Source organism: Streptomyces sp. NPDC050704, assembly GCF_040654355.1.
GTDB lineage: Bacteria > Actinomycetota > Actinomycetes > Streptomycetales > Streptomycetaceae > Streptomyces.
In genome coordinates this window covers 1-22,447 of sequence record NZ_JBFAHW010000150.1, presented here as the reverse complement: position 1 = coordinate 22,447, position 22,447 = coordinate 1, and the positions used below count along the sequence as shown (strand labels likewise).

Below are 22,447 nucleotides of genomic sequence, written 5' to 3'. Positions count from 1 at the left end.
GGTGGTCTCCGGTACGTCCTGGACCACGTCCCAGTGCTCGGCGATCATGCCCTTCTTGTCGAAGCGGAAGATGTCGACCACGGACGAACCGCGGGCCGGGCCCGCGCCCGGGGCCGACGCGACGCCGTGGCGACTCACGCACGCGCGTCGCGTACGTGTGCCTCCCCGTAGGGCACCAGACGGACCGGCCCGAGCAGCCCGTACGCCTGGCGTGCCAGACCGCCGTAGACCGCGGGGTCGCTGACCCGCAGCCGGTTGGCGAGCGGGGTGGCCACCTCGACCTCTATGACGTTGGAACCTCGCTTGAGCAGCCCGCCGAGGTCGACCACGGGATGGATCTGGTCGACGGGGTCGAGGCGGTGGCCGTTGACGGTGACCCGGCAGGTGTCGGTCACGGCGCCCAGTTCCAGGCGGGCGCTGTGGCCGCCGGTCCAGGCCCTGCCGAGGGTGACCGTGGTGCGGTAACGGCCGATGCCCGAGACGTCGGCGAGTTCGGGGATCTGGGACCAGGGCAGCAGGGTGTCCAGGGTGAGGTCGTGTTCGACGACGGTGGTCCGGGTGGCCGTGACGCCGGGCCGCCAGTCCTGGACGTACAGGTCCCAGGAGGCGAGTTCCATCGGCTCGGGGATGGCCTTGAGGGACGTACGCGCCGTGCGTCCCTGGGAGAGCACGGTCCGGTAGGTGCCCGCGGCCGTGGCGCGGACGGCGAGGCCGGCCTCGGTGAAACGCACCTCGTCGGCCTCACTGCTGACCGCGTAGGGACGGCCGCCGTGGCGGTCGCCGAAGAGACCGGTCCGGCCGATCGCCACGATGACGGTTTCGGCCGGCTGGAGGGAGATCCGCACGGTGACGGTGTCGCCGTCCTCGGTGTACAGGGCGATGCGCTCGGCCCTGCCGGTCCACGGGTCCAGCAGGTACGGCACGGCGCCGGGAGTGGTGCGGCGCAGGGTGACCTCGTGGTCGACGGCGGCGACCGGCGGCTTGACGGTCTCGGCGTGCTTGCCGTTGCACAGGTAGTAGTAGTCGACACCGTCGGCCACGCGATGGGCGTTGAGGAGGGTCGAGGCGGTCGCGTGGCGGACGTCGGGCCGCACCCCGAGTTCGGCGAGCGCGGTGGGGACGGCCGTCTTGTCGGTGACCCGGCGGACCAGTGGCTGGGCGAGCAACTCCGCGACCACGGACCGCAGTTCGTCGGTCTCGCCGCTGTCCGGAATGCCGGACGGTACGACGGACTCCCACGCCCCGAGCAGCACGACGGGCAGTCCGGCCCGGGCGAGCCGGAGCAGGGTGCGGGCCTCGGACAGTGCGAGGGTCGCGGTGGAGCCGTAGAAGAAGTCGCCCTCGACGAACAGGGCCTTGTAGGCGGGGCCGTCGGGTGCGAGCCGGCCGCGGCGAACGGTGGCGGCGGGCAGGTCGAGCAGCGGGCCGCTGAGGAACTGGTGGGTCCAGCCCAGAGTGATGCCCGTGGCGGTGAACCAGGAGGCGCCGATGCCGGTGGCGGTGTAGCCGGTCTGCCGGAAGACCGCCACGTCGGCTCTGGCCCGGCCGGCCTGCAACACCTGGTGGACCCGGCCGAGATAGCCGGAGACGTCCGCGACATGCTTCCAGGTCGGGTGCCGCGGGCCCCAGGACTCGCTGTAGCCGGCGGTGCCCTTGTACGGGGTGAAGGCCGCGTATCCCGGCCAGTTGACGCCTGGCAGCTCGGCGTAGGAGAAGCCGTGGACGACGGTCTGGTTGACACCGGCGGCGTAGGCGCCGCCCATGGTGCGCAGGAATCTCTGCCAGGTGGTGCTGTAGGCGCCGCCCGGGTAGGCGCCCGCCTCGCAGGAGAGGACGGTGTGGCCGGCCATGTCGCGGCCGCCGGCCAGACAGCGGTAGTCGTCGAGGTTCTTGAAGCCCAGGGACTCGCCCTCGGCGATGTCCAGGATCGCCGCCGAGGCGATGGCGTCGGTCTGCAACCCGTAGGGCTGGGAGCGTAGTTGGAGGCCGAGCGAGTGGGCCCAGGTGCGCAGTGCCGTGACGTGGTGCTTGTTGAAGAGGGTGGAGACGGTCTCCCAGAAGTCGTGCCGGATCTGCCGGGTGACGGCGGCTTCGAAGGCGAAGACCTGGTTGCTGTTGTCGAGGACGAGGGCGGGCAGCAGGGGGAGCAGGGAGCGGCCGGTGTGGTCGCGGAACGCGTCGGGCAGGCCCGGCGTCCACTGGAGTCCGTCGGTCTCCAGCTCGATGGAGTCTTCGAAGAGCGCACCGCCGGAGACCTTCAACAGGCGGCGGATCGCGGGGGTGAGGATGCGGGCTTCCCAGAAGTCGGTCACCGCGCGTGTGCCGGCCGCACTGAAGTGGTCGACCACATAGGCGGGCGGGACGGTGTGCGGGCCGGCTTCCGGCAGCTGCCCGGAGCCGCGTACCCAGTACGCGATCAGGACCCAGGTGCCGTCGTCGGGCGCGGTCCAGCTGAGCGTGCCGTCGGTGACGGTGGCGGTGAGGTCGCGGACCGAGTCCAGGTCGAGGCCGGTCTCCTTGCGGGTGGAGTGCGCGGTGTTCACCCGCGCGGCCTGGACCAGGAGCATCCGCTGTTCGGTCACGCCGGGCGCGGGTTCGTGGACGGGGGCCGGGACCGCTCCCGAGTAGGTGGTCCCCGCGGCCAACGTGACGTACCCGTGAGCGAGTTCCTTGACGGCGGCCGCGCTGTCGGGGGTGATGCCGGGTACCGCCGCGGGCCAGCTCGGGCCGATGGTGAGGTCGATCGTGAGACCGCGTCGGGCGGCCTGGCTCAGCGCGGCCTCGACTCCGGCGATCCAGGCGGCGCTGCCCCAGCCGTGGCGCGCGGTGTCCAGCACCGATTTGTCGGTGACGCTGTGGTGGACGGCGGCTATCTCGGCGCCGCCGAAGCCCGCGTCGGCGATCTGGTCGACCTCCCGTCTGATCTCGTCGGGCCGCACCAGGCCGTCGGGCCACCACCAGCGGAACTTCGGCCGCACCGCACGGGGCGGTTTCGCGAAGGAGGCGGCCGTGAGGGGTTCGGCACCGGAGGAGGGGGCGGCCGCCGCCGGGCCGGGCGCTCCCCAGCCGAGTGCGGTGACGGTACCGGCGGCCGCGGTGGCCGCGAGCAGAGTCCGGCGCGGGATACCCGTCCGGTGAGCTGTGGTGAGGTCGTCCATGGTTCTTGTCCACTCCCGGAGGGCAGCACGAAGAAGACCCCTGAAGGGCCTGGGCATTTGAATCGTTTTAATCGCTGCGAAACTAAGTCTCTGGATCAAGAGGCGTCAAGAAGCGTGCACGACACAAATTCCTGAGGCGGTCGGCGAAGCCGCGCGTGCTCCGCAAGGCCGTGCCGCGTCTCAGCGGCGGATGTTCTCCACCGCTGCGAAGCCGTCCGCACGGCTCCATGCGAGCCGCGTCAACCACTCGGTGGACGAGCGGGTGAACCTCAGGTGCTCGGTGTCGCCCACGGTGGCGACCTTCTCCCAGCCGTCGAAGTTCTTGGTGAGCTTGGCGTCCCACGTCGACAGATCCCGCGTGCCGACCGCGGCGACCGACTCCGTCGGCGGCTCGCCGTCCGCGCAGTAGTAGCCCCAGTCCGCGATGGCCGCGACCGTGCCGCCAAACGCCTTGAGCGTGAGGCTTTGGCAGGCGTTGGATTTGGTCCCGTACACCAGGTGGGGCTTGCTCCACGCGCCGTTCTTCGAGTTCTGGTGCTGCTCCATGAGCCCGCGTCCGGCGGCGTAGTACATCCCCACTCGGCGGCCGTCGGCCAGCTCGATCTCCTCCTCGAAGCGACCGTGCGAGGGAGAGGGGGAGGGGCCGGCGGAGCGGGGTGCGTCGGCCTCCCCGGCCCCCGCGTCGGTCTGCCCGCAGGCCACGGTGGCGACCCCCAGCAGCACCGCCACTCCGGCCCGTGCCAACAGCCGACCACCGCGTACTCGTCCCATGTCTGTCTCCGGCCTCACCACGTCAGGCTTCGCGCGAACCGCTCACCTGAACACGTTGTCCATCTCGTCCCAGTTGTAAGGATCGACAGGAGTGTAGTTCCGCGAGGATCTTGAGGACGTCTGGTACATCGCCTCGATTTCGGCGGCGTAGCGTCGTGAGATGGCGTCCCGGCGGAGCTTCATCGAGGGGGTGAGCATTCCGTTGGCCAGGTCGAACGGCTCGGGGAGTATCCGGTGCACACGGATGGACTCCGAGCGCGACACGGTGCTGTTGGCCGCGGTGACGGCGCGTTTGATCTCCTCCCGCAGCGCGTTCTCCTCGCGCACCTCCCGGTCCGGTGCGTCGCGCGGCACGGTCAGGGCGGCGCGCCAGTGGGCGAGGAATTCGAAGTCGAGGGTGATCAGGGCCCCCACACAGGGCCGGTTGTCGCCCACGACGACCGCCTGGTGGATGAGCGGGTGGATCCGCAGGAGTTCCTCCAGAGCCGCGGGAGCCACGCTCTTGCCGCTGCTCGTGATGATGATGTCCTTCTTGCGCCCGGTGATGGTCAGATAGCCCTCGGCGTCGAGCCGGCCGATGTCACCGGTGGCGAGCCAGCCGTTCCGAAGAGCGGCCCGGTTGCTTGCCTCGTCGTTGATGTAGCCCTGGAACACCGATGGCCCCCGAACCAGGAGCTCCCCGTCGTCGGCCACGTGGATTTCCGTGTCGGGCAGGGGGCGTCCGACGGTGCCGAACTTCTCCCGGCCCACGGGCTGTGCCGTAATTCCGCCGCTCGTCTCGGTGAGTCCGTATCCGTCGTGGACGAGAATTCCGATTCCCGAGTAGAAGAGGGCGAGTTCACGGTTCAGGGGAGAGCCGCCCGACACCGCGCCGCACACTTTTCCGCCCAGGGCCGCGCGGAGCTTTCGGTACACCGTCTTCTCGTAGATGGCGTGTTGCATCCGCAGATCGAGTCCGGGGCCCGAACCGTTGCCCAGCCGGTGCCGCTCGACGGCGATCGCGAAGTCCTGCGCCGTACGCACGGCACGCTCGAACAGGGCGCTGCGGCCCGACTCCTGGGCCTTGCGCAGGAAGTTCTTGAAGATCTTCTCGAAGACGGACGGGACGGCGTAGAGAAAGGTGGGGCGAAAGGACAGCAGGGCCTCGGTGAGCGCCTCCGCGCGCAGGTCGGGCTCGTGGCCCATCAGCAGACCACCGCGCATGCACAGCCCCTGGATCATGAGGCCGTACACGTGGGAGAAGGGCAGGAAGGCCAGCACGGACGGCTGTTCGCCGGGCGGCGCCGTGGTGTGTCGCCAGCCTGCCAGGAGGGTGTCGCAGGAACTCGCCAGGTTGCGATGGCTCAGGGCGCATCCTCTGGGCCGGCCCGTCGTGCCGGAGGTGTAGGCGACAACCGCGGTCGAGTCGGGCAGCACGATCCGGCGCATGGACTCGACGGTGGTCAGCGGCACCGGCCGGCCCAACTCGACCAAGTCCGCCAGGCCTCCGGCGTCCAGCTGCCAGACGTGCCGCAGCAACGGCAGCGAGGCGCACACGGAGCCGACCGTCATGATGGCCTGCTCGTCCTCCACCACCACGGCCACGCAGCCGGCGTCCGCGAGGATCCACGCGACCTGCTCGTGCGACGACGTCGGATAGATCGGCACGATTTCGGCGCCCACGGTCCAGAGCGCGTAGCTGAGCACGGTCCACTCGTAGCGGGTGCGGGCCATCACGGCCACGCGGTGGCCCGGGAAGAGCCCTGCGGCGATGAACCCCCTGGCCACGGCCGCCACTTCGTCCCGCAACTCGACCGCGGTCACAGGTGACCAGCTGGTGGGGGACCCCTCGGAACGGCGCGCGAGCTGTGGCAGGGCAGGGGCGTGGAGCGCCGTGTCGAAGAGGGTGTCGGCGAGTCCTCCCTGCATCAATGGTGGAGCCGGTCGGGAAGTGTCCAGCGGGTGCATTCGCCGCTCCAGCATTCTTCTCAGAGCGCCCCTCCGATGATGTCCGGATGCGAGGGCGTTCGAGAATCTAGCCCACGAGAGTGACGGCTGGGTCACGAACCGTCAATCGGATGGACCTGATGGCCTTTCAGAACGGAACGGATCGCTTGCCCAGGCAGCCGAGCCCGGCCCGAGGAGGCGCCGGCGCGCCCTCGGCCTGTCCGTGGACGGGCGGTCCGCCGCACCCGTCATTACGATGAGAGAGATCGTCGCGTTCCAGCGGGCCCGCGTGCGAGGGGGGCCGACCGACGTCAGGAGGCCGCCGTGAGCACCATCGCGGTGAAGGCCGCCCGGCTGGACGGAGGGCTCGTCCTCCCCTATGCCGAGGCGGGTTATCCGGAGGGCATCCCCGTCGTCTTCGTGCACGGCCTGGCGGACTCCTGGTGGACGTTCGAGCCGCTGCTGAGGCAGCTCCCCGCCGCGGTGCACGGATACGCGCCCACCCAGCGGGGCCACGGCGATGCCGGGCGGCCCTCGGACGGCTACCTTCCGCAGGACTTCGCGAACGACCTGGTGGAGTTCCTCGACGCCGTGGGGGTCAACCGCGCCGTCCTGGTCGGAGCGTCGAGCGGCGGAGTGGCCGCACGGATGGTCGCGGGCAGCCACCCCGACCGGGTGGCCGGACTCGTCCTGATGGGTGTGCCGGCCACACTCGCCGGCAAACCCGGCAGCACGGCCCTGTGGGAGAGCGTCCAGGCCATCGAGGACCCCGTTCCGCGCTCCTTCGTCGAGGACCTGCTCGGCGCCCTGGCGTCCCCGTCGGTGGGGCGCGGATTCCTCGCGACGATGACCGAGGAGAACCTCAAGCCGCCCGCACGGGTATGGCGGGAGACCCTGCGGGGCCTGCTGGAGACGGACCTGGCGGCGACCTTGCGGGGAATCCTCGTACCCACGCTCGTGCTCTGGGGCGACGCGGACACCGTCCTGCCGCGCACCGATCAGCAGCAGATCCTCGACGCGATCTTCGAGGCGACTTTCGTCGTCTACGAGGGAGCCGGACATCTTCTGTACTGGGAAGAGCCCGAACGGGTCGTCCAGGACGTCGTCCGCTTCGCCCTCCGGGTCATGCCGGAGCTCCCCGACGACGGCTCTCCCGGCAGGCCCGGGCAGCCGACGTCGGGGAGCGACCCGGACGGGCCTTCCGCCTGACGCATGGTTGACGTGCCGTCAGGCGTTGGGGTCGAACGCGATTCCCGCGGGCTTGGCCGAGGCGAGGTGCGAGTTGAACGTGCTGTCCTTGATGCCGAGCGTGGCACTGCCGAAGTTGTAGGCGCTGAGCTTGTCGCGCACACCGGCGGGGTAGCCGTTCCAGCCGACCAGCGGCGGGTACTGCCAGGTCCCCTTGTGGTTCTCCGGCGGCTCGTCGCCCGAGCCGGCCGCGCGGAAGGTGTGCGTTCTGATCCCGTCCTTGTGGTAAACGATCTTCGGGTGTGTCCCGTCGAAGCGGATCTGCGAACGGGTGTGGACCGTGAACGAGCCGTGGTTGGAGGTCGAGACGTACTCGGCCTGGTTGTTCTGTACCCAGACCACGACATGCTCGAAGTCGTGCCGGTGCCCGCCGAGACCGCTGCCGGCCACGGCCTGGTCCTTCTCGAAGTAGAGGGCGTACACGATCGCGCACCAGCCGTTGTTGCACTTGGACCGTGAGTATCCGTTGGTGTTGTCGAGGTCCGACGCGTCACGGCATTGGCCGTTGACGGCCCCGCTCGGGTTGAGGCCGCCGTTGACCGTCCCGTCCGGGCCGATGGCGGGCGTGGAGTAGCAGCCGTCCGTGTCGTAGTCGTAGGCCGGCTGGAACGTCTGGTCCAGTCCCTCGGCGTTGGCGGGCAGAGCCCCGGGCGGGGCCGCCAAGGCGGTGGCCGGGAAAGCGAGGACCAAGGCGACGGCGCCGGCGAGGCCGACGAGCGACCTCTGGCGGAACCGCCGTGATCCGAAGAGCTTCGATACCGGTCTGCCGTTCACTGGTGTCCTCCTCATCGGCCCTGCGCAGGCCAACGCCCTGTGTGACATGTGCAGATCAGCTTCCCGGCTTTTCCCCGGCGCGCCAAGAGGTCGCAGGCGTCACAACGGTTACGGCGCGCCCAACACTTGGGCTCCGCGCCGCCAATGAGCGCCATGGGCGGTGAGGTTGGTGGGAAGGTAGGTCGCATGAGGCCGCCGTGGACCGTTCGGCTCGCCGGTGCCGAGCACACTGCGCCAGCCCGGTCCGTACCGACGGCCGACGGAGGACGTCAAGGCCGAATCGAAGGGCTCAAAGGCCGGTTCGTAGGAATCAAGAGGCATCGGCGGCCGCTGTACGCGCTGGCCGTCGTCGCGCTCCTCGCCGAGATGGCGTTCGCCATGGTCACGGCGGCCGTCGAGCAGACCCCGACCATCGACGAGCCCGTGTACGTGGCCACCGCCGAGGTCTACCTCCAGCAGCGGGACCTCCGCTACAACCCCGAACACCCGCCCCTGGGCAAGCTCGTCATCGCGTCCGGGCTGGTGTTCACCGACGCCTCGCGCCTCGACCCGGACTTCGTCGGCAGCCAGTCGGCACTGGGGCGGCATCTGCTGTACGAGTCGGGCAACGACCCCGGGCGACTGATGCTGTGGGCGCGACTGCCGGTGATCGTACTGACGCTGCTGTTCGGTCTTGTCGTCCTCACGTTCGCCCGCGACCTCGCCGGATCGGCGGCCGGGCTGGTGGCGCTCGCCGTGTACGCGTTCTCGCCGGACGTCATCGCGAACGGGTCCCTGGCCACACTCGACGTACCGGCGGCCGGCTTCCTGCTCACCTCCGTATGGCTGTTGTGGCGAGCGAGGCGGCGCCCGCTCCTTTGCCTCCCGCTCGCCGGAATCGCGCTCGGCGCGGCCCTGGCCACCAAGATGAGCGTGCTGGCAGCGGTTCCGGTGCTGATGCTCCTGGGCGTGCTGTCGGTCTGGTACGCCCGTCGGACGCCCGGCCTCACCATCCGCGAGCGGGGGCGCATCCTCGCGCTGGGCGCGGCGGCGGCCGTCGGCATGGCGCTGGTGGCGGTCGCCGTGGTGTGGGCCACCTACCTCGTCGTCGACCCGCGGCTGCGCTGGACGCAGCCCGAGAACGTGCCGGACATCCGCGGATTGCGCGGCCGCGTCGCCGCCTGGCTGCCGTTCCCGGAGCCGTACCGGGACGGCATGCGCATCCAGTTCGGCTTCGAGTACGACATCTGGCAGGGCTTCCTGTTCGGCCGGCTGTATGAGGGATCGCTCTGGTACTACCTGCCGGCCGCGTTGCTGGTGAAGACACCGCTCGGCATGCTCGCGCTCTGGCTCGCCGGCGCCGTCACGGTCCTGACGGTCCGCCGGCTGCGGCCCGCGGCACCGTACGTGCTCGTCCCCGCGGCCCTTCTGCTGGCCGTGGCCATGAACGGCGCTCGTGACCTCGGAGTTCGCTACGCCCTCTTCGTGCCGATGTTCCTGGCGGTCGCCGCCGCCTGCGTGATCGTCCTCCGTCGAAGGTGGGCGTACCTCGTGACGGCGGCGCTCGTCTGCTTCGTGGCCGTCAGCTCGCTGCGGACGTACCCGTACTACCTGCCGTACTCCAACGAGGCGTTCGGCGGCCCGTCGAAGACGCACCTTCGGCTGCACGACTCGAACGTCGACTGGGGCCAGGACCTGGGCCGCCTGGCCGACCACCTGCGCCGGCACCACCCGGGCGAGCGGGTCTGGCTCGTCTACAAGGGCAGCGGTGTGCCGTCCTACTACGGCATCAACGCGTCCAACCCCCTCAAAGCTCCGCTGGCCGAGGTGCACGGCCTCTTCGCCGTCTCCGACTCCTCCGCCGCCAAGGCCGACGGCCGGCTGGCCGCGCTGCTCGACACCAGCACGCCGGTCGACGAGGTCGGCCACTCGATCACGGTGTACATGCGGCGGTGACGCCACGACAGAGGCCCCGCCGCGGCTTGGCACGGTGGGGCGACTCGGTCACATTCGCCGCAGGAGCCCAACTCGCCCCGGAGTCACGGCGGTACCGTCGAGGCCATGGCGACGGGTGATGCGAGGCGGCGGGGCAGGGTCGGCATGATCGTGCCGGCCGTCATGTGCGTCCTGGTGGCCCTCCCCACGAGCAGCGCGCCCGAGTCCCCCGAGGCGCCCGAGCCGGCCACCGTACCCAGAGCCACCGGTGGCCAGTACGTCGGCACCTTCAACATCTACGGAAACGTCGGCCACCGAGGCGACGCCGGAGACTGGATCAAGGACGAAGCCGACGCCGTCAAGAGCCTCACCTTCGGCGACAGCGACCGCTGGCTGTTCATCGGCCTGCAGGAAGTCTGCAAGGCTCAAGGGGAGCGATTCGCCCGGGAACTGGGCATGAACAGCGCCTTCGTCGACACCGGCACGAACTGCGCCGACGGTCAGCCGTTCGGGAACAGCGTCCTGTTCCACGGCGGCGCGAAGGTCCTGCCGCCGGCACTGCTGCCCAACCCGGACAACCAGCGCGCCGAGCGCGGCATCATCTGCGCTCTCGTCCGAGCCGCGGGCGGGCGAGGCCCGCAAGTCACCGCGTGCAGCACGCACTTGAGCGTCGGCGACACGGCGAACCGCGCGGCCCAGACCGAGTTCATCCACCACGGCTGGAAACCGGACGGCACCCACCCGCTCGGCACCCACGGCCCGGTCGTCCTCGCCGGCGACCTCAACGCCCTGCCCGACTCGGGGGAGTTGGACAGCATGTACGACAGCGGCGTCGAGGCGAGCGGCCCCCGCGAAACCGAGTCGCCGTACGCCCACCCGACCTACGGCGACGGACGCAAGATCGACTACCTGTTCGCGTGGGGCACGCGGGATCCCGCACAGTGGCACGGTAGCGGCATCCGCCGGACCGGCAACTCGGACCACAATTTCTACTACAGCAAGCTCTCTTGGTGACCGGGAGGCAGCGGATCCGCTCGAAGAACCCTTCCGCTCGAAGGACCCCTCAGCGCACCGGCGTTATCGTCAGGTCGTCGCCCAGGGCGGCCGCGATCTCGGCGGCCCGGGAGTGATCGTCCAGCCGGTGTGTCAGGTAGGCGCAGGCGTGGTTGTGCCTGAGTGACCACCAGGCCGCCGAGCCGCCGGCCCCGCCTTTGGCGATCTTGCCGCGATCGCGCAGGAGCCCCAGGGTCCAGGTGAGTTCGGTGTCGAAGACCTCGTCGTGGCCGGTGACCTGGGGCGAGAGGAACTCCGTGTGCAACTCGGGTCCCAGCAGCCTGCGTACGGGGCCGTCCGCGCTGGTGAGGTGGGAGAAGAACTGCGCGACGGTCGTCGCGGTCGCGTGCAGGTTGACCGCGCCGAAGACCGTCTGCCGCCAGGCCCGGGAGTTCATCCGGTCCACGTCCAGGATGCCGGCGGGGGTCTGCAACCACCGTGCCGCCGGGAGCTGTTGAGGCCAGTCCGGCTGTGCGTACTCCAGGTCGGCGACGCGGGGCAGTGCGTGCTCCGGCACCCCGAACCAGGCGTCCAGTCCCAACTCCGGCCGCACCACGTCGTCGAACACCTCGCCCAGTGACGTACCGGCGCCCGTCCGCAGGATGCCGTCGAGCAGATGGCCGTAGGTCATCGCGTGCTCGCCCAGCGACGTTCCGGGCTCGTACTCCGGCGCCGCGGTCGCCAGGCTCTCCCGCAGCCCGGCGTCGTCCAGCAGGTCCAGCCCCGCGGCCTCGGCGGGGAAGCGGGGCTGGCCCGCCTGATGGGAGAGCACCTGCCGCAGCGTGGTGCGCTCCTTGCCCCGGATGCCGTATCCGCTCCAGTACTTGGCGATCGGCTCGTCCAGGTCCGGCCCGCCGTCGCGGACGGCCACCAGGGCCGTGAGCGCGGCGAACGCCTTGGACAACGAGTAGGGCTGGACGAGTGTGTCGTCGCGCCAGGGGCGGCGCCGTTCGGCATCGGCCCACCCCGCGTTCAGCCGGACGACCTCCTGACCGTCCCGCCAGACGGACAGCCCCGCCCCGGTCTCCCGGCCGTCGTCCACCAACCGCTGGAAGACCTCGCGGACCCCGTCGAAACCGTCTGCGACGAACCCTTCGGCTTTCATCCTGTCTGTCCTCCTCGCCCGTTCCTTGAGGTGCTCCGTGCTGCGGAACATACCCCCAGGGGGTACTCATGGCAATGGTTCGGTACGTGCGGAGACAGGCGCCCGCGTCAGTGAGTGATCGGCCCGCTCAGTACGTCCAGGACGGGGCCGCCGGCCAGACCGAGGCCGAGGGAGACCGCTGTGGCGGCGTACGCGACGACGCGGGCCGCTCGGTCGCCCTCGGCGGGGCGCGGGGCGCCGCTCCGGGAGACCGCGGGCACGATCCAGCGCAGGTAGTAGAAGAGGGATGCCACGGTGTTGACGGCGGCCAGCACGGCGAGCCAGGCAAAGCCCCCGTCGAACGCCGCGCTGAACACCTCGAGTTTGCCGAGGAACACGGCCGTGGGCGGGGTGCCGACGAGACCCAGCAGACAGACGGCGAGGCTCGCGGCCAGCAGCGGACGCTCCCTGGCGAGCCCCCGGTAGTCGTCCAGTGTCTGCGCCCGCGGCAGAGCGCAGACGACGGCGAAGGCGCCGAGGTTGGTGACCGTGTAGGCCGCCAGGTAGTACAGCAGCGCCTGCTGGGCGAGGTCCGAGCGGCCGGCCACGGCAACCGGCATGAGCAGGTACCCGACCTGACTGATCGTCGAGTAGGCGAGCAGCCGTTTGACGTCCTGCTGGAAGAACGCGCCGAGATTGCCCAGCGTCATGGAAGCGGCGGCGAGTACGGCGATCAGGGCGGGCCACGGCAGTGGACTGGACGCGAAGACGGCGTCCCCGAGGCGGAACAGCGCGGCCAGCGCCCCGATCTTCGGCAGCGTCGTGAGCAGCGCGGCGACCGGCGGACTGCTGCCCTGGACGGCGTCGGGGACCCAGAAGTGCGCCGGCACGCCACCGGCCTTGAAGAGCACGCCTGCCAGCAGCCCGATCGCGCCGACGGCGATCAGCGGCTCGGGTGCGTCGCGCAGCGCGTCCCCGAGCATCGGGTACATGGTCCCGCGCCCGGCCGCGTACAGGACGGTGATGCCCGTCAGGAGGAAGACACCGAGCAGGGCGCCGATCACGTAGAACTTGAGGGCGGCCTCGGTGCCCGGCCCGTCCTTGCGGAATCCGGCGAGCGTGTAGGCGGGGATGCTCGCCAGCAGGTACGCGGCGGCGAGCAGCAGCAGGTCCTGGGCGCCGGCCATCATCAGCGCGCCGAGGGCCGCCAGTTGCACCAGGACGTAGAACTCGCTCTCCCTCGGGTCCCCTCGCAGGGCACGGAAGGAGACGCCGAGGACGAGGAGCGTGCCGGCGAGTACGACGATGCGGGACGTGCTGGTCACGGGGTCGACGGCGAAGGCCTCGCCGAAGGCGGTCGTGGCGGGCTCGGCGGCCGCCACCGCCGCGGCGACGATCCCCGCCACGCACGCGCCCGCCGCCAGCAGGCCCACGGCCCACTGCCGGGCGCGCGGCAGCCAGGAGCCGAGCAGCAGCCCCAGCACGGCCGAGGCGGCCAGCAGCACCTCGGGGAGGAGGTCGAGCGGGTTCTCGTTCATCTCGTTCATCGGGCGAGCAACTCCAGGACGGAGCGGGAGGCCGGCTCGATGACGTCGAGCAGGAAGCGGGGGGCCACGCCCAGCACCACGGCCAGGACGAGCAGCGGCACGACGGCGGCGCTCTCGTGCGCCCGGATCTCGGGGAACACCCGCGGCGTACCGGGCGCGTCGGGCAGCCGCAGCGGCCCCGTGAACACCTGCCGCAGCGCCCGCAGGAACAGCCCCGCGGTGAGCAGGATGCCGAGCACGGAGAGCGCCGTGGCCACCGGCCGCGGCCCGAGGCTGCCGGTGAGGATCTGGAACTCGGCGATGAACCCGGAGAAGCCCGGCAGCCCGAGCGAGGCGAAGGCGGCGACGCCCGTCATGGCGGCGAACGCGGGTGCCACGGCGGCGAGTCCGGAGTAGGCGCCCATGTCGTAGGTGCGCCCGCGTTCGTACAGCACGCCCGCGAGCAGGAACAGCGCGCCGGTGAGCAGCCCGTGGCTGACCATCTGCGTCACCGCCCCGGTGACGGCGAGCGAGCGGGCCTGCTCGGACGTGTCCGCCGTCGCGGCGGCGGCGCCGATCGCCAGCACGATGTAGCCCATGTGGTTCACGGAGGTGTACGCGACCATCCGTTTGAAGTCGGTCTGCGCGAGGGCGACCAGCGCGCCGTGCAGGACGGAGACGACGCCGATGACGACCAGGACGATCGCGTAGCGGCGCCAGGCCTCGGGGAGCATCGGCATGGCGATGCGTACGAATCCGTACGTGCCCATCTTCAGCAGCACCCCGGCCAGGATCGCCGAACCGGCGGCGGGCGCCTCGACGTGCGCCGGTGGCAGCCAGGTGTGGAAGGGCACCGTCGGGGTCTTCACCGCCAGCCCGACGACGATCGCCAGCAGCACCAGGGCTCCGTAGACGGAACGCCCCGCGAGCGGATTCTGCTCGGTCAGCTCGACCATGTCGAAGGTGTGCGGCTCCGCCGCGAGGTACAGGCCGATGAAGCCGAGCAGCAGGGCGAGCGACCCGATGAACGTGTAGAGGAAGAACTTCAACGCCGCCCGGCCTGCCTGCCGGTGGCCCCAGCCGGCGATGACGAAGTACATGGCCACGATGGACAGGTCGAAGAAGACGAAGAAGAGAATCAGGTCGAGGGACGCGAACAGGCCCAGGCAGGTGGTCTCCAGGAAGAGGAACAGCGCGGCGAACTCGCGGATGCGGCGGTTCTCGCGCAGGGAGTACACGGCACAGGCGAGGAACAGCAGACAGGTGAGCGCCAGCAGCGGCAGCGACAGGCCGTCGACACCGATGTGGTAGCTGACGCCGGCGCCGGGAATCCAGCGGGCGCGTACCTCGTACTGCATCCCGCCGTCGGACTCGTACCCGGCCCACAGGGCGATGACCAGGGCGAGTTCGACGGCCGACACCGCCACCCAGACGAGCCGGAACACCGTCGCCGAGGTGCGGCGCGGCAGGGCGAACAGGAGCAGCGCGACGGCCGTTGGCGCGAAGACGAGGGCGGTCAGCAAGTGGGTCACCTCACGAGGACGAGCACGACGGCGAGGACGGTGAAGGCGGCGACGGCCTGGGCGAGGTACTGGTGCAACTGGCCGGTCTGCGGTCGGCGAGACCAGCGTCCGAGAGCCCGGGACCCGGCGGCGACCGCGCCCACGGCGCCGTCCACGGCCCGCTCCACGACACCGTCCGTCCAGCGGGCGAACCGTACGGTGGCCGCGGCCGAACCGTCCACGGCACGGTCCAGCCCTCGGTCGTCGAAGGCCGCGGCGAGGTGGGCGAGCCGCATCACGGGTGTGACGAGGAGGACGTGGGCGAGGCGCTCAAGGCCCAGCCAGTCACGGAACCCCGTCTTCGCGCGCTGGGGCAGGGGCAGTTGACGTGTGCCCCAGGTCCAGGCGATGGCCGCCGCGAGGAGAGCCAGGACGCCCGAGGCCACGAACTCCCATGCGTGGGGGGCGGATTCGCCGGAGACGCCGAGTACCCGCGCGACGCTGTCGAGCGGCGCGGCGAAGGCCAGGGGCGTCAGCGCGACACACGCCAGAGCCAGCAGGACCAGGGGCGCCACGGCACCGCCCGGGATGCGCCGGGCATCAGGGCGCGGCACCGCGGGGCGCCACACGTACCAAAGTGCCTTGGCGCTGTAGACCGCGGACAGCACGGCGGCGGCCAGTCCGGCGGCGTACAGCCAGGGGCTGCTCTCCAGGGCTCCGGCGAGCAGGACGTCCTTGGCGGCCCACAGCGAGAGCGGCGGCAGCCCGGCCAGGGAGAGCGCGGCCACGGTGAACGCGACCCCGGCCGCCCGGTGATGGCGCGCGGCACCGAGCAGCTCAGGGAGCCGCTGTGTGCCCAGCGCGGTCAGCCAGGCTCCGGCGGCGAGGAAGAGCAGGCTCTTCGCCGCCGCGTGGGCGATGAGTTGCAGGGTGCCGCCCGAGGTGGCGTGAGCACCGGCCGCGAGCACCATGAAGCCGATCTGCGCACACGTCGACGCGGCGAGCAGCTGCTTGAGGTCGGTCTGCGCCACCGCGACGAGCCCGAGGCAGACGGCCGTGGCCGCGCCGGTCCAGGCGACCAGGTCGTCGCCCCAGCCGGAGGCGTCCAGGAGCGGCCCGGACCGCAGCAGCAGATACGCCCCGGCGACGACCATGGTCGCCGAGTGCAGCAGCGCGGAAACCGGGCTCGGGCCCTGCATGGCCTTCGACAGCCAGAAGCTGAAGGGCAGTTGGGCGGACTTGCCGAAGGCGGCGACGACCAGGCCCGCGGTGACGAAGGACAGCCACGGATCGTCGGCGCGCGCCAGACTGTCGAGCGAGAGCGTCGCGTCGTGGCCGCTCGCGAGTGCGGCGCCCGCCGCCAGATAGAGACCGAGGTCCGCGGTGCGGGTGGTGAGGAACGCGGCGTCGGCCGCGCTCGTACGCTCCGGATCCCGCCACCAGTAGCCGATCAGCGCCCACGAGGTGGCGCCCATGACCTCCCAGCCCATCAGCAGGACGGGAAGCGTCGTGGCGGTCACCGTGACGAGCATGCTCCCGGCGAACAGCAGCATCAGCCCGAAGAACCGCGCTCGCGCCTCGCCCGCCCCGAACTCCGCCGCGCTGAAGAGGAGTACGGCGAGCGTGACCGCGGTGACGGTGACGGCCAGCAGCCCCGAGAGCCCGTCGACCGCGAACCGCAGCGGCAGCCCGTCGAGGAACGGCGCCTGCGCGGACGGATGGCGGAAGGCCGCGGCGACGGCGAGACCCAGGGCGGCGACCGCGACGACGAGGGCGATGCCCGGAGCCGCACGATCGGCCCGCCGCCCCACCACCAGAAGCAGCACCCCGGCAGTGAGCGGCAGGGCGACCAGCGCCCACATCAGGGCGCTCACTCCTTCAACTCCGCCGCCATGTCGGTCATGTCGACCTCCCGTGACCGGAACAGCGCGGTGACGACGGCGAATCCGATCGCCATCTCCAGCGCCATCGCCGTGACCGCGAGAACGATCAGGACCTGCCCCTCGGCCGCCGCCGGCGCGATGTAGTGCCAGGCGGCCGCGGCGGCCAGGATGACCCCGCCCAGCATCAGTTCGAGCCCCATCATCAGCATCACGATCGACTGCTGGGTGAGCGCGCCGAACAGCCCGACGCAGAAGAGCGCGGCGGCCAGGAGCAGAAACAGTTCCAGAGTCACCGGCCGACACCGCCCCGTACGGGATCGTCCGCGCGCCGGGCCCGCAGATCGTCGCCGAGCCGGTCGTACCGGCCGCGCCTCGTGGCCAGCACCACGGTCGCGACGATCGTCGCGAACAGCGCCATGCCCAGCGTCATCATGGTGAGCATCTGCGGACCCATGAGGGACATGCCGAGTTCCATGGTCGGATCGGCGGGGGTCTTCCCCTTCCGCGCGGGCCAGGGAGCGAGCAGGATTCCGGCCGCCAGGAGCACGAAGGCGAGGCCGCAGAGGACCGCCGCACCCTTCTTGTTGTGGATCATCGACATCGGCATGAGCCCGGCCGGGTTCATCATGTACATCACCATGAAGACCGCCATGATGGCCATCTCGATCGTCATCATCAGCACGATGACGATGCCCAGGTAGTCGAGCCCCAGCAGCACGACCAGCCCGCCCACGCACAGCAGCGAGGTCAGCAGGGAGAACGTCGCCCTGGCCATGGAGTCGAAGCGGAACACCCACACGCCGCTGACGACCGCAAGGACGGCCAGGACCCAGAAGACCGCGACATCCATTTACGTACGACACCTCGCTCCCGTCACGGATTCACCCCTCACCGGTTCAGCACCACCACGGCCACCACCAGCGCCTGCACGATGGCCAGCGGGGTCAGCACGACCCAGGCCAGCTCCAGATAGCGCTCCATCCGCAGCGTCGGAACCCTGCGCCGGACCCAGACCAGGAAGGCCAGCACGGCGGTCGTCTTGAGTACGGTCCAGGCCCAGCCGGGCAGCAGCGGCCCGTGCCCGCCGCCCAGGAAGAGCGGCACGCTGAACGCCGCGGCCACGACCAGGAGCAGCCAGCGACCGCCGAGGAAGAGCACGCGGTCGGCGCCCGACAGTTCGGCGGCCGCGCCACCCGCCAGGTCCTGGCCTACGGGCTGGTCGAACGGGCCCCAGAACGCCATCGCCATGGCGCTCAGCAGATAGATCCCGAAGGCGGCCGGCATCCAGACCGCGAACCACAACCCCGCCTGGGCGTCCACGACTTCGCCCACCCGCAGCGACTCCGCGCCGAGCGCGGCGGTGGTGATCGCGAGCATGTGCGGCAGCTCGTACGCCAGCCCCTGCGCCAGGAAGCGGTAGCCGCCGATGAGCGACAGGGTCGAGTTCGGCCCCCAGCCCGCCAGCCATACCGCCGCCCAGGCCAGTGCCTCCATGGCGTTGAACCAGACGATCCCGTCCGGTAGATCGCTCACCGACCGGAAGCCCAGTGGCAGCACGACGGCGGCCAGTATCGCGGCGACGGGGAGCAGCGCCGCCCCGATCCGCGCCAGCGGCACATCGGACGCCCGGGTCCGCCGCGGCTGCCGCACCAGCTGCCGCAGCACCTCGCGCCCGGGATCCGTCGCACGGACGGCCGCCTCGCGCAGCGATCCGGTCCGCCCGCGCCGGGCCCCGGCCGCGAGTACGGCGTCGAACCCGGCCGTCACCAGAGCCACCGCCACCAGCAGAGCGGGCAACGCGAAGACCGCCCACAGCGGGGCGCGCTCAACCATGGACCATCCTTTCCGCCGGCATGTGTGTGAGCGTGTCGAGGTCCGGGTCCAGGCTCGCGACGATGATCCGCGCGCAGGCGAACTCGGCACCCGCCAGCAGGCCGGGCAGGACGTCCAGCAACGCCCGCGACGCGGGTACCGGTCCGTCGACCCTGCCGCGTGGCCCGACCGCCTGGGCCGTGTCCAGAGCCTCGGTGTCGTCGCAGGCCGACGCACTTCGTGCCACCGCGTCTAGCCACGCGAGCATGCGGCCGTGTGCGTCGCTGTCGGCGGCGAGGGCCGGCCCTGTCACCCCGGAATGCCGCGCGTGCTCGGCGGGTAGCGGCCCGAGCCCAGCCGTCAGCCAGCGCAGCGTCCTCGAACGCCCGGCCCGGCGGACCAAGGGGCGTACCAGAGAAGTGAGTTCGGCGGCACCGGCCCCGGCCAGGCATCGATCACGTACGTGCCGGGCTCGCGCGGCCATGTCGTCCCACCCGGTTACGGCGAAGAACCTGCCCAGACTGTCGAGGTGCGCCGCACACAGGCGTCTCGCCGCCGCACCCCGGGTAACCCGCTCGCCCGCGGCGGCCCGGAGCCACAGCTCGTCCCAGAAGGGCGGTCGCGGAGACGGGGGAGCGGCCACCGGTTCGACGGTGACCTCCTGGACCATGTCGCCCTGCAGGGTCAGGCGCAGGATCAGCCCGGCCGGCCAGTCGGCGAGCGCGGGCCCCAGCGGCACGTGCAGCCGGTCGAGCCGCAGCCCGTCCCGGTCGTCGGCCCGATCGGCCATGGGCAGCCCGTCCACGACGCCCATGTCGTGCCCGGCGTGACCGTGATGGTCGCCGTGCATGTCGTGCGTGCCGTTCATGTCGTGCCCGGCATGGTCACCGTGGCCCTCGTGGGCCGGGGGCGTTTCGTGCGCGTCGTGTCCATCGTGCACTTCGTGTCCGGCATGACTGTCGTGGTCTCCGTGACCACCGTGGCCTTCTGAGCCCGAGTGATGCTCTTGCGGCTCATGATCGTTGGAAGGGGCTTCGCCGGGCCCGCCGTGATCCTCGTGCCCTGCGTGTCCGCTACGCCCTGCGTGTTCAGCCTGGCTGCCGTGATCCACGTGACCACCACGGCTGTCTGGATCGCCGTGATGCTCGTGCGGGTCGTGGCCGTCGGGAGCGGCTTCGCCGTGCACTCCGTGATCCGCATGCGGCGCGGCGCCGCCGCCCTGCTTATGGGGCCCTTCGTGCTCGGCCGGTCCTCGAACCTCTCCTCGCTCCAGATCGGCCAGTCCCCGGTCGAGCGCGTCGGCGACCTGCTCCGGACCCGTGACCCGAACACGGGCTTTGGGTGCCGGAATGCCGTGCCACAGATTCGCGACCCACGGACTGTCCTCGGTCCCGTGGTCGCCCAGAACGACCAGCAGGTCCGCCTGCGCGGGAACGCTCGCACACCGCCATCCGCGGCGTACCAACTCCGCCTCCACGGCGAGCCGTTCCCGCGTGCCGCCGGGCCACACCGCCAGCAGAACTCCGGGCCGGGACACGGCCGTTCGCAGGAGCCCGCGCCTCAACTCCACCGGAACGCCCCCTCCCGCCAGGCGTAGCCGACCCCGGCCAGCAGCACACCCAGGAAGAGGAACATCTCGACGACCGCGCTCGTGCCGACGGCCGAGACGACCTTCGTCCACGGATACATGAACAGCATCTCCATGTCGAAGGCGAGGAAGACCATCGTGACGGGATACCAGCGGACGTGGAACCGGGAGAGGGGATGCTCCTGAGGTTCGAGACCTCCGCTGAACGGGCCGGTGTGCAGTGGCTCGCGGACCGTCCTCAGCGCGATGGCGAGAGCATGGAGCAGCACGGCGGCCGCGACGACCAGCACAAGAAGGACCACTACCGGTTGCCAGTCGGATGTCTGCACGCCGTCCCCTTCTCGATCATCGCCCTCGGGTGGCTGCCACGCCGGGCAGCACGGCCCACAGCATACCCATGGGAGGTATAGGCGTCCCGACTTGAGGCACTCGGTGGTGAACCTTCTGCCGATGCGGTGGCGACGGTCGTTTCAGCGACGTGACAGCGACGTGTCGGCGGATGTGTCGGTGGGCCGGACCGTAGCGTGGTGACGGCATGGGCCGGACCACGTGATGACCGACAACGGAACCTCTGGTGGCGTGATGTGTTGGAGCGCGACGGCCGATCTCGTGGCGGGCGGCGGCATCGCCGCCGTCGGAGTGGCCTGTGTGGCGCGGGTGCGCAGACGCGGCGATCTTCCGCTGGCCGCGTTGCCACTGCTGCTCGGGGCTCACCAGGTGGTCGAGTCCGTGGTCTGGAACGCCGGCGGCGGTACGGGACCCGCGACCGTGGCCTGGGCGGTGATGGCCCTTCCGCTGCTGGCGGTGTGGCTGCCGGTGGGTGTGCTGTGCGCGGTACCGCGGCACGCCCGGCGCCGGCTGATGGTTCCGCTGGCCACCGGTCTCGCCACCGCGACAGCACTCTCGTACAACCTCGCCACGCATTCGGTCACGGCCGGGATCCGTGGCCACACGGTCGGCTATGTCCTCGATCTGGCCCAGCCGGAAGTGCTCGTGGCGGGCTACCTGCTGGCCACCGTCGGCTCGCTGCTCCTCGCCGGCGACCGGCTGCTTGTGCTGTTCGGAGTCCTGGCCGCCGTCGGCGCGGCGACCTGCTGGGCGCTGTGGCAACTGGAGTTCGTCTCGACCTGGTGTGCGTTCGCGGCGGTGTGCTCGGTGGTCCTGTACGGCTGGGTGCGCCGTCAGCCGGTGTCGCCGGGCGTGCCACGCCTGACGGTCGGGCAGTGACGAACGTGGTGCCGTGAACGACCGTCGCCGATGGCTCCCAACGCGCCCTGAAGTCATGCCCGTTGATCTCGCCGACAACAGCCCTTTTGTTGCATATGCTCGCCCGATGACCGGACACGAGAGCACACAGGGGAGCCACCAGGGCCTGCTCGCGGGCCAAGTAGTCATGATTACGGGAGCGTCCAGCGGTATCGGTGAGGCCGCGGCCCGTCTGTTCGCCGAGGAGGGCGCCGCGGTCGTCCTCATGGCACGCCGCGCGGAGCAGTTGCGTACGCTCGCCGACGAGATCACCGCCGACGGCGGGCGGGCGCTCGCCGTTCCGGGCGATGTCGCTGTCACCGCAGACGTCCGCCGCGTCGTCGAGGCGGCGGTGAAGGACTTCGGCGGCCTCGACTCCGCCTTCAACAACGCGGGTTACGCCACCATCGAGACGTACCTGCACGAGACGGACGACGAGACCTACGACCGGACGATGGACGTGAACGTCCGGGGTGTGTGGAACTGCATGAAGCACCAGCTGCCCGTGATGCTGGCGTCGGGCAAGGGCGGTTCCATCGTCAACACCAGTAGTACGGCGGGCCGTTACGCGACCGGCGCGTCCGTCCCGTATGTCGCGGCCAAGCACGCCATCCTGGGGATCACCCGGGCGGCGGCGGCCGAGTACGGACAGCACGGCATCCGCGTCAACGCGCTTGTGGTCGGCACGACGCGCAGCGAGATGATCGACGGGGTGGTGCAGCAGTTCCCGCGGCTGGAACAGGATTTCATCGCCCCGCAGATCCAGAAGCGCATGGCATCGCCCCGGGAGATCGCCGAGGCGGCGGCCTGGCTGTGCAGTGGGCGGTCCTCGTTCGTCACGGGCACCGCGATGCCGGTGGACGGCGGTATCTCGGCGCAGGCCAAGGCGGGTTGACGCTTCCGGGACCGCGGGCCGGCTCGGGTGCCGGCCCCCCGGGCCCCACACAAACCCCCCCCCAAAAG

The 22,447-nt window shown here is 70.9% G+C and carries 19 protein-coding genes; 6 read left to right on the top strand and 13 right to left on the bottom strand.

The genetic code is table 11. From position 1 onward, the window contains the following. Positions 1-134 precede the first annotated feature (134 nt). The 3 genes from AB0I18_RS46235 to AB0I18_RS46225 all read right to left on the bottom strand — a co-directional run bounded on the left by AB0I18_RS46235 (position 135) and on the right by AB0I18_RS46225 (position 5,837). Positions 135-3,158 carry a glycosyl hydrolase gene (locus AB0I18_RS46235; protein WP_363111830.1) on the bottom strand — a complete coding sequence of 1,008 codons (3,024 nt, stop codon included), beginning with the start codon at positions 3,156-3,158 and terminating at the stop codon, positions 135-137. A gap of 180 nt (positions 3,159-3,338) precedes the next feature. Beyond that, complete coding sequence (locus AB0I18_RS46230) at positions 3,339-3,929, bottom strand: hypothetical protein (RefSeq protein WP_363111829.1); 591 nt, start codon at positions 3,927-3,929, stop codon at positions 3,339-3,341. A 42-nt stretch (positions 3,930-3,971) separates the two neighbouring features. Continuing rightward, entirely contained in the window at positions 3,972-5,837 is a 1,866-nt protein-coding gene (locus AB0I18_RS46225; RefSeq protein WP_363111828.1) for an AMP-dependent synthetase/ligase, read from the bottom strand. Positions 5,838-6,179: 342 nt separating this feature from the next. On the opposite strand from AB0I18_RS46225, the gene AB0I18_RS46220 reads away from it, so the two are divergent. Then, positions 6,180-7,064 (top strand): alpha/beta hydrolase, encoded by an 885-nt coding sequence (locus tag AB0I18_RS46220; RefSeq protein ID WP_363111827.1) that lies wholly within the window; start codon positions 6,180-6,182, stop codon positions 7,062-7,064. A gap of 18 nt (positions 7,065-7,082) precedes the next feature. Here AB0I18_RS46220 and AB0I18_RS46215 read toward each other — a convergent pair whose 3' ends face one another. After that, positions 7,083-7,877 carry an NPP1 family protein gene (locus AB0I18_RS46215; protein ID WP_363111826.1) on the bottom strand — a complete coding sequence of 265 codons (795 nt, stop codon included), beginning with the start codon at positions 7,875-7,877 and terminating at the stop codon, positions 7,083-7,085. A 366-nt stretch (positions 7,878-8,243) separates the two neighbouring features. Here AB0I18_RS46215 and AB0I18_RS46210 point away from each other — a divergent pair, with 366 nt between their 5' ends. Both AB0I18_RS46210 and AB0I18_RS46205 read left to right on the top strand, forming a co-directional pair. Next, positions 8,244-9,812, top strand: a complete 1,569-nt coding sequence (locus AB0I18_RS46210; protein WP_363111833.1) for a phospholipid carrier-dependent glycosyltransferase — start codon at positions 8,244-8,246, stop codon at positions 9,810-9,812. A gap of 105 nt (positions 9,813-9,917) precedes the next feature. Further along, positions 9,918-10,805 (top strand): endonuclease/exonuclease/phosphatase family protein, encoded by an 888-nt coding sequence (locus AB0I18_RS46205; RefSeq protein WP_363111825.1) that lies wholly within the window; start codon positions 9,918-9,920, stop codon positions 10,803-10,805. A gap of 49 nt (positions 10,806-10,854) precedes the next feature. Here AB0I18_RS46205 and AB0I18_RS46200 read toward each other — a convergent pair whose 3' ends face one another. From AB0I18_RS46200 to AB0I18_RS46165, 8 genes are all read right to left on the bottom strand, one after another. Continuing rightward, complete coding sequence (locus AB0I18_RS46200; RefSeq protein WP_363111824.1) at positions 10,855-11,949, bottom strand: serine hydrolase domain-containing protein; 1,095 nt, start codon at positions 11,947-11,949, stop codon at positions 10,855-10,857. Between the two features lie 107 nt (positions 11,950-12,056). Then, positions 12,057-13,475 carry an NADH-quinone oxidoreductase subunit N gene (locus AB0I18_RS46195; RefSeq protein ID WP_363111823.1) on the bottom strand — a complete coding sequence of 473 codons (1,419 nt, stop codon included), beginning with the start codon at positions 13,473-13,475 and terminating at the stop codon, positions 12,057-12,059. Further along, positions 13,472-14,977 carry an NADH-quinone oxidoreductase subunit M gene (locus AB0I18_RS46190; protein ID WP_363111832.1) on the bottom strand — a complete coding sequence of 502 codons (1,506 nt, stop codon included), beginning with the start codon at positions 14,975-14,977 and terminating at the stop codon, positions 13,472-13,474. The genes AB0I18_RS46195 and AB0I18_RS46190 overlap by 4 nt, the downstream gene beginning before the upstream one ends. Positions 14,978-14,982: 5 nt before the next feature. Beyond that, positions 14,983-16,830, bottom strand: coding sequence for a proton-conducting transporter membrane subunit (locus AB0I18_RS46185; protein WP_363111822.1), 1,848 nt, complete (start codon positions 16,828-16,830; stop codon positions 14,983-14,985). Continuing rightward, positions 16,827-17,132 (bottom strand): NADH-quinone oxidoreductase subunit K, encoded by a 306-nt coding sequence (locus AB0I18_RS46180; RefSeq protein ID WP_363111821.1) that lies wholly within the window; start codon positions 17,130-17,132, stop codon positions 16,827-16,829. Before AB0I18_RS46180 ends, AB0I18_RS46185 begins: the two co-directional genes overlap by 4 nt. Next, the gene (locus AB0I18_RS46175; protein ID WP_363111820.1) at positions 17,129-17,689 is read right to left on the bottom strand and encodes an NADH-quinone oxidoreductase subunit J; all 561 of its coding nucleotides are present in this window, start codon (positions 17,687-17,689) and stop codon (positions 17,129-17,131) included. Before AB0I18_RS46175 ends, AB0I18_RS46180 begins: the two co-directional genes overlap by 4 nt. A gap of 38 nt (positions 17,690-17,727) precedes the next feature. Beyond that, on the bottom strand, positions 17,728-18,672 hold the full coding sequence (locus AB0I18_RS46170) for an NADH-quinone oxidoreductase subunit H (RefSeq protein ID WP_363111819.1): 945 nt from the start codon (positions 18,670-18,672) through the stop codon (positions 17,728-17,730). Beyond that, the gene (locus AB0I18_RS46165) at positions 18,665-19,519 is read right to left on the bottom strand and encodes a hypothetical protein (protein ID WP_363111818.1); all 855 of its coding nucleotides are present in this window, start codon (positions 19,517-19,519) and stop codon (positions 18,665-18,667) included. The genes AB0I18_RS46170 and AB0I18_RS46165 overlap by 8 nt, the downstream gene beginning before the upstream one ends. Positions 19,520-19,753: 234 nt before the next feature. Here AB0I18_RS46165 and AB0I18_RS46160 point away from each other — a divergent pair, with 234 nt between their 5' ends. Then, positions 19,754-20,248: a hypothetical protein gene (locus tag AB0I18_RS46160; protein WP_363111817.1), complete on the top strand. Its 495-nt coding sequence runs from the start codon at positions 19,754-19,756 to the stop codon at positions 20,246-20,248. Here AB0I18_RS46160 and AB0I18_RS46155 read toward each other — a convergent pair. Then, on the bottom strand, positions 20,212-20,568 hold the full coding sequence (locus tag AB0I18_RS46155) for an NADH-quinone oxidoreductase subunit A (RefSeq protein ID WP_363111816.1): 357 nt from the start codon (positions 20,566-20,568) through the stop codon (positions 20,212-20,214). The genes AB0I18_RS46160 and AB0I18_RS46155 overlap by 37 nt on opposite strands. A gap of 253 nt (positions 20,569-20,821) precedes the next feature. Between AB0I18_RS46155 and AB0I18_RS46150 the strand changes: the two genes are divergently transcribed. Continuing rightward, the gene (locus tag AB0I18_RS46150) at positions 20,822-21,466 is read left to right on the top strand and encodes a DUF6629 family protein (RefSeq protein WP_363111831.1); all 645 of its coding nucleotides are present in this window, start codon (positions 20,822-20,824) and stop codon (positions 21,464-21,466) included. A gap of 106 nt (positions 21,467-21,572) precedes the next feature. Continuing rightward, entirely contained in the window at positions 21,573-22,379 is an 807-nt protein-coding gene (locus tag AB0I18_RS46145; RefSeq protein ID WP_363111815.1) for an SDR family oxidoreductase, read from the top strand. Positions 22,380-22,447: the final 68 nt, after the last annotated feature.

Bases quoted from the DNA above. Each gene is read 5' to 3' on its own strand.
- AB0I18_RS46235 (WP_363111830.1), bottom strand. From the start codon at position 3,158: ATGGACGACCTCACCACAGCTCACCGGACGGGTATCCCGCGCCGGACT.
- AB0I18_RS46230 (WP_363111829.1), bottom strand. From the start codon at position 3,929: ATGGGACGAGTACGCGGTGGTCGGCTGTTGGCACGGGCCGGAGTGGCG.
- AB0I18_RS46225 (WP_363111828.1), bottom strand. From the start codon at position 5,837: ATGCAGGGAGGACTCGCCGACACCCTCTTCGACACGGCGCTCCACGCC.
- AB0I18_RS46210 (WP_363111833.1), top strand. From the start codon at position 8,244: ATGGCGTTCGCCATGGTCACGGCGGCCGTCGAGCAGACCCCGACCATC.
- AB0I18_RS46205 (WP_363111825.1), top strand. From the start codon at position 9,918: ATGGCGACGGGTGATGCGAGGCGGCGGGGCAGGGTCGGCATGATCGTG.
- AB0I18_RS46200 (WP_363111824.1), bottom strand. From the start codon at position 11,949: ATGAAAGCCGAAGGGTTCGTCGCAGACGGTTTCGACGGGGTCCGCGAG.
- AB0I18_RS46195 (WP_363111823.1), bottom strand. From the start codon at position 13,475: ATGAACGAGATGAACGAGAACCCGCTCGACCTCCTCCCCGAGGTGCTG.
- AB0I18_RS46175 (WP_363111820.1), bottom strand. From the start codon at position 17,689: ATGGATGTCGCGGTCTTCTGGGTCCTGGCCGTCCTTGCGGTCGTCAGC.
- AB0I18_RS46170 (WP_363111819.1), bottom strand. From the start codon at position 18,672: ATGGTTGAGCGCGCCCCGCTGTGGGCGGTCTTCGCGTTGCCCGCTCTG.
- AB0I18_RS46165 (WP_363111818.1), bottom strand. From the start codon at position 19,519: ATGAACGGCACGCACGACATGCACGGCGACCATCACGGTCACGCCGGG.
- AB0I18_RS46150 (WP_363111831.1), top strand. From the start codon at position 20,822: ATGTGTTGGAGCGCGACGGCCGATCTCGTGGCGGGCGGCGGCATCGCC.
- AB0I18_RS46145 (WP_363111815.1), top strand. From the start codon at position 21,573: ATGACCGGACACGAGAGCACACAGGGGAGCCACCAGGGCCTGCTCGCG.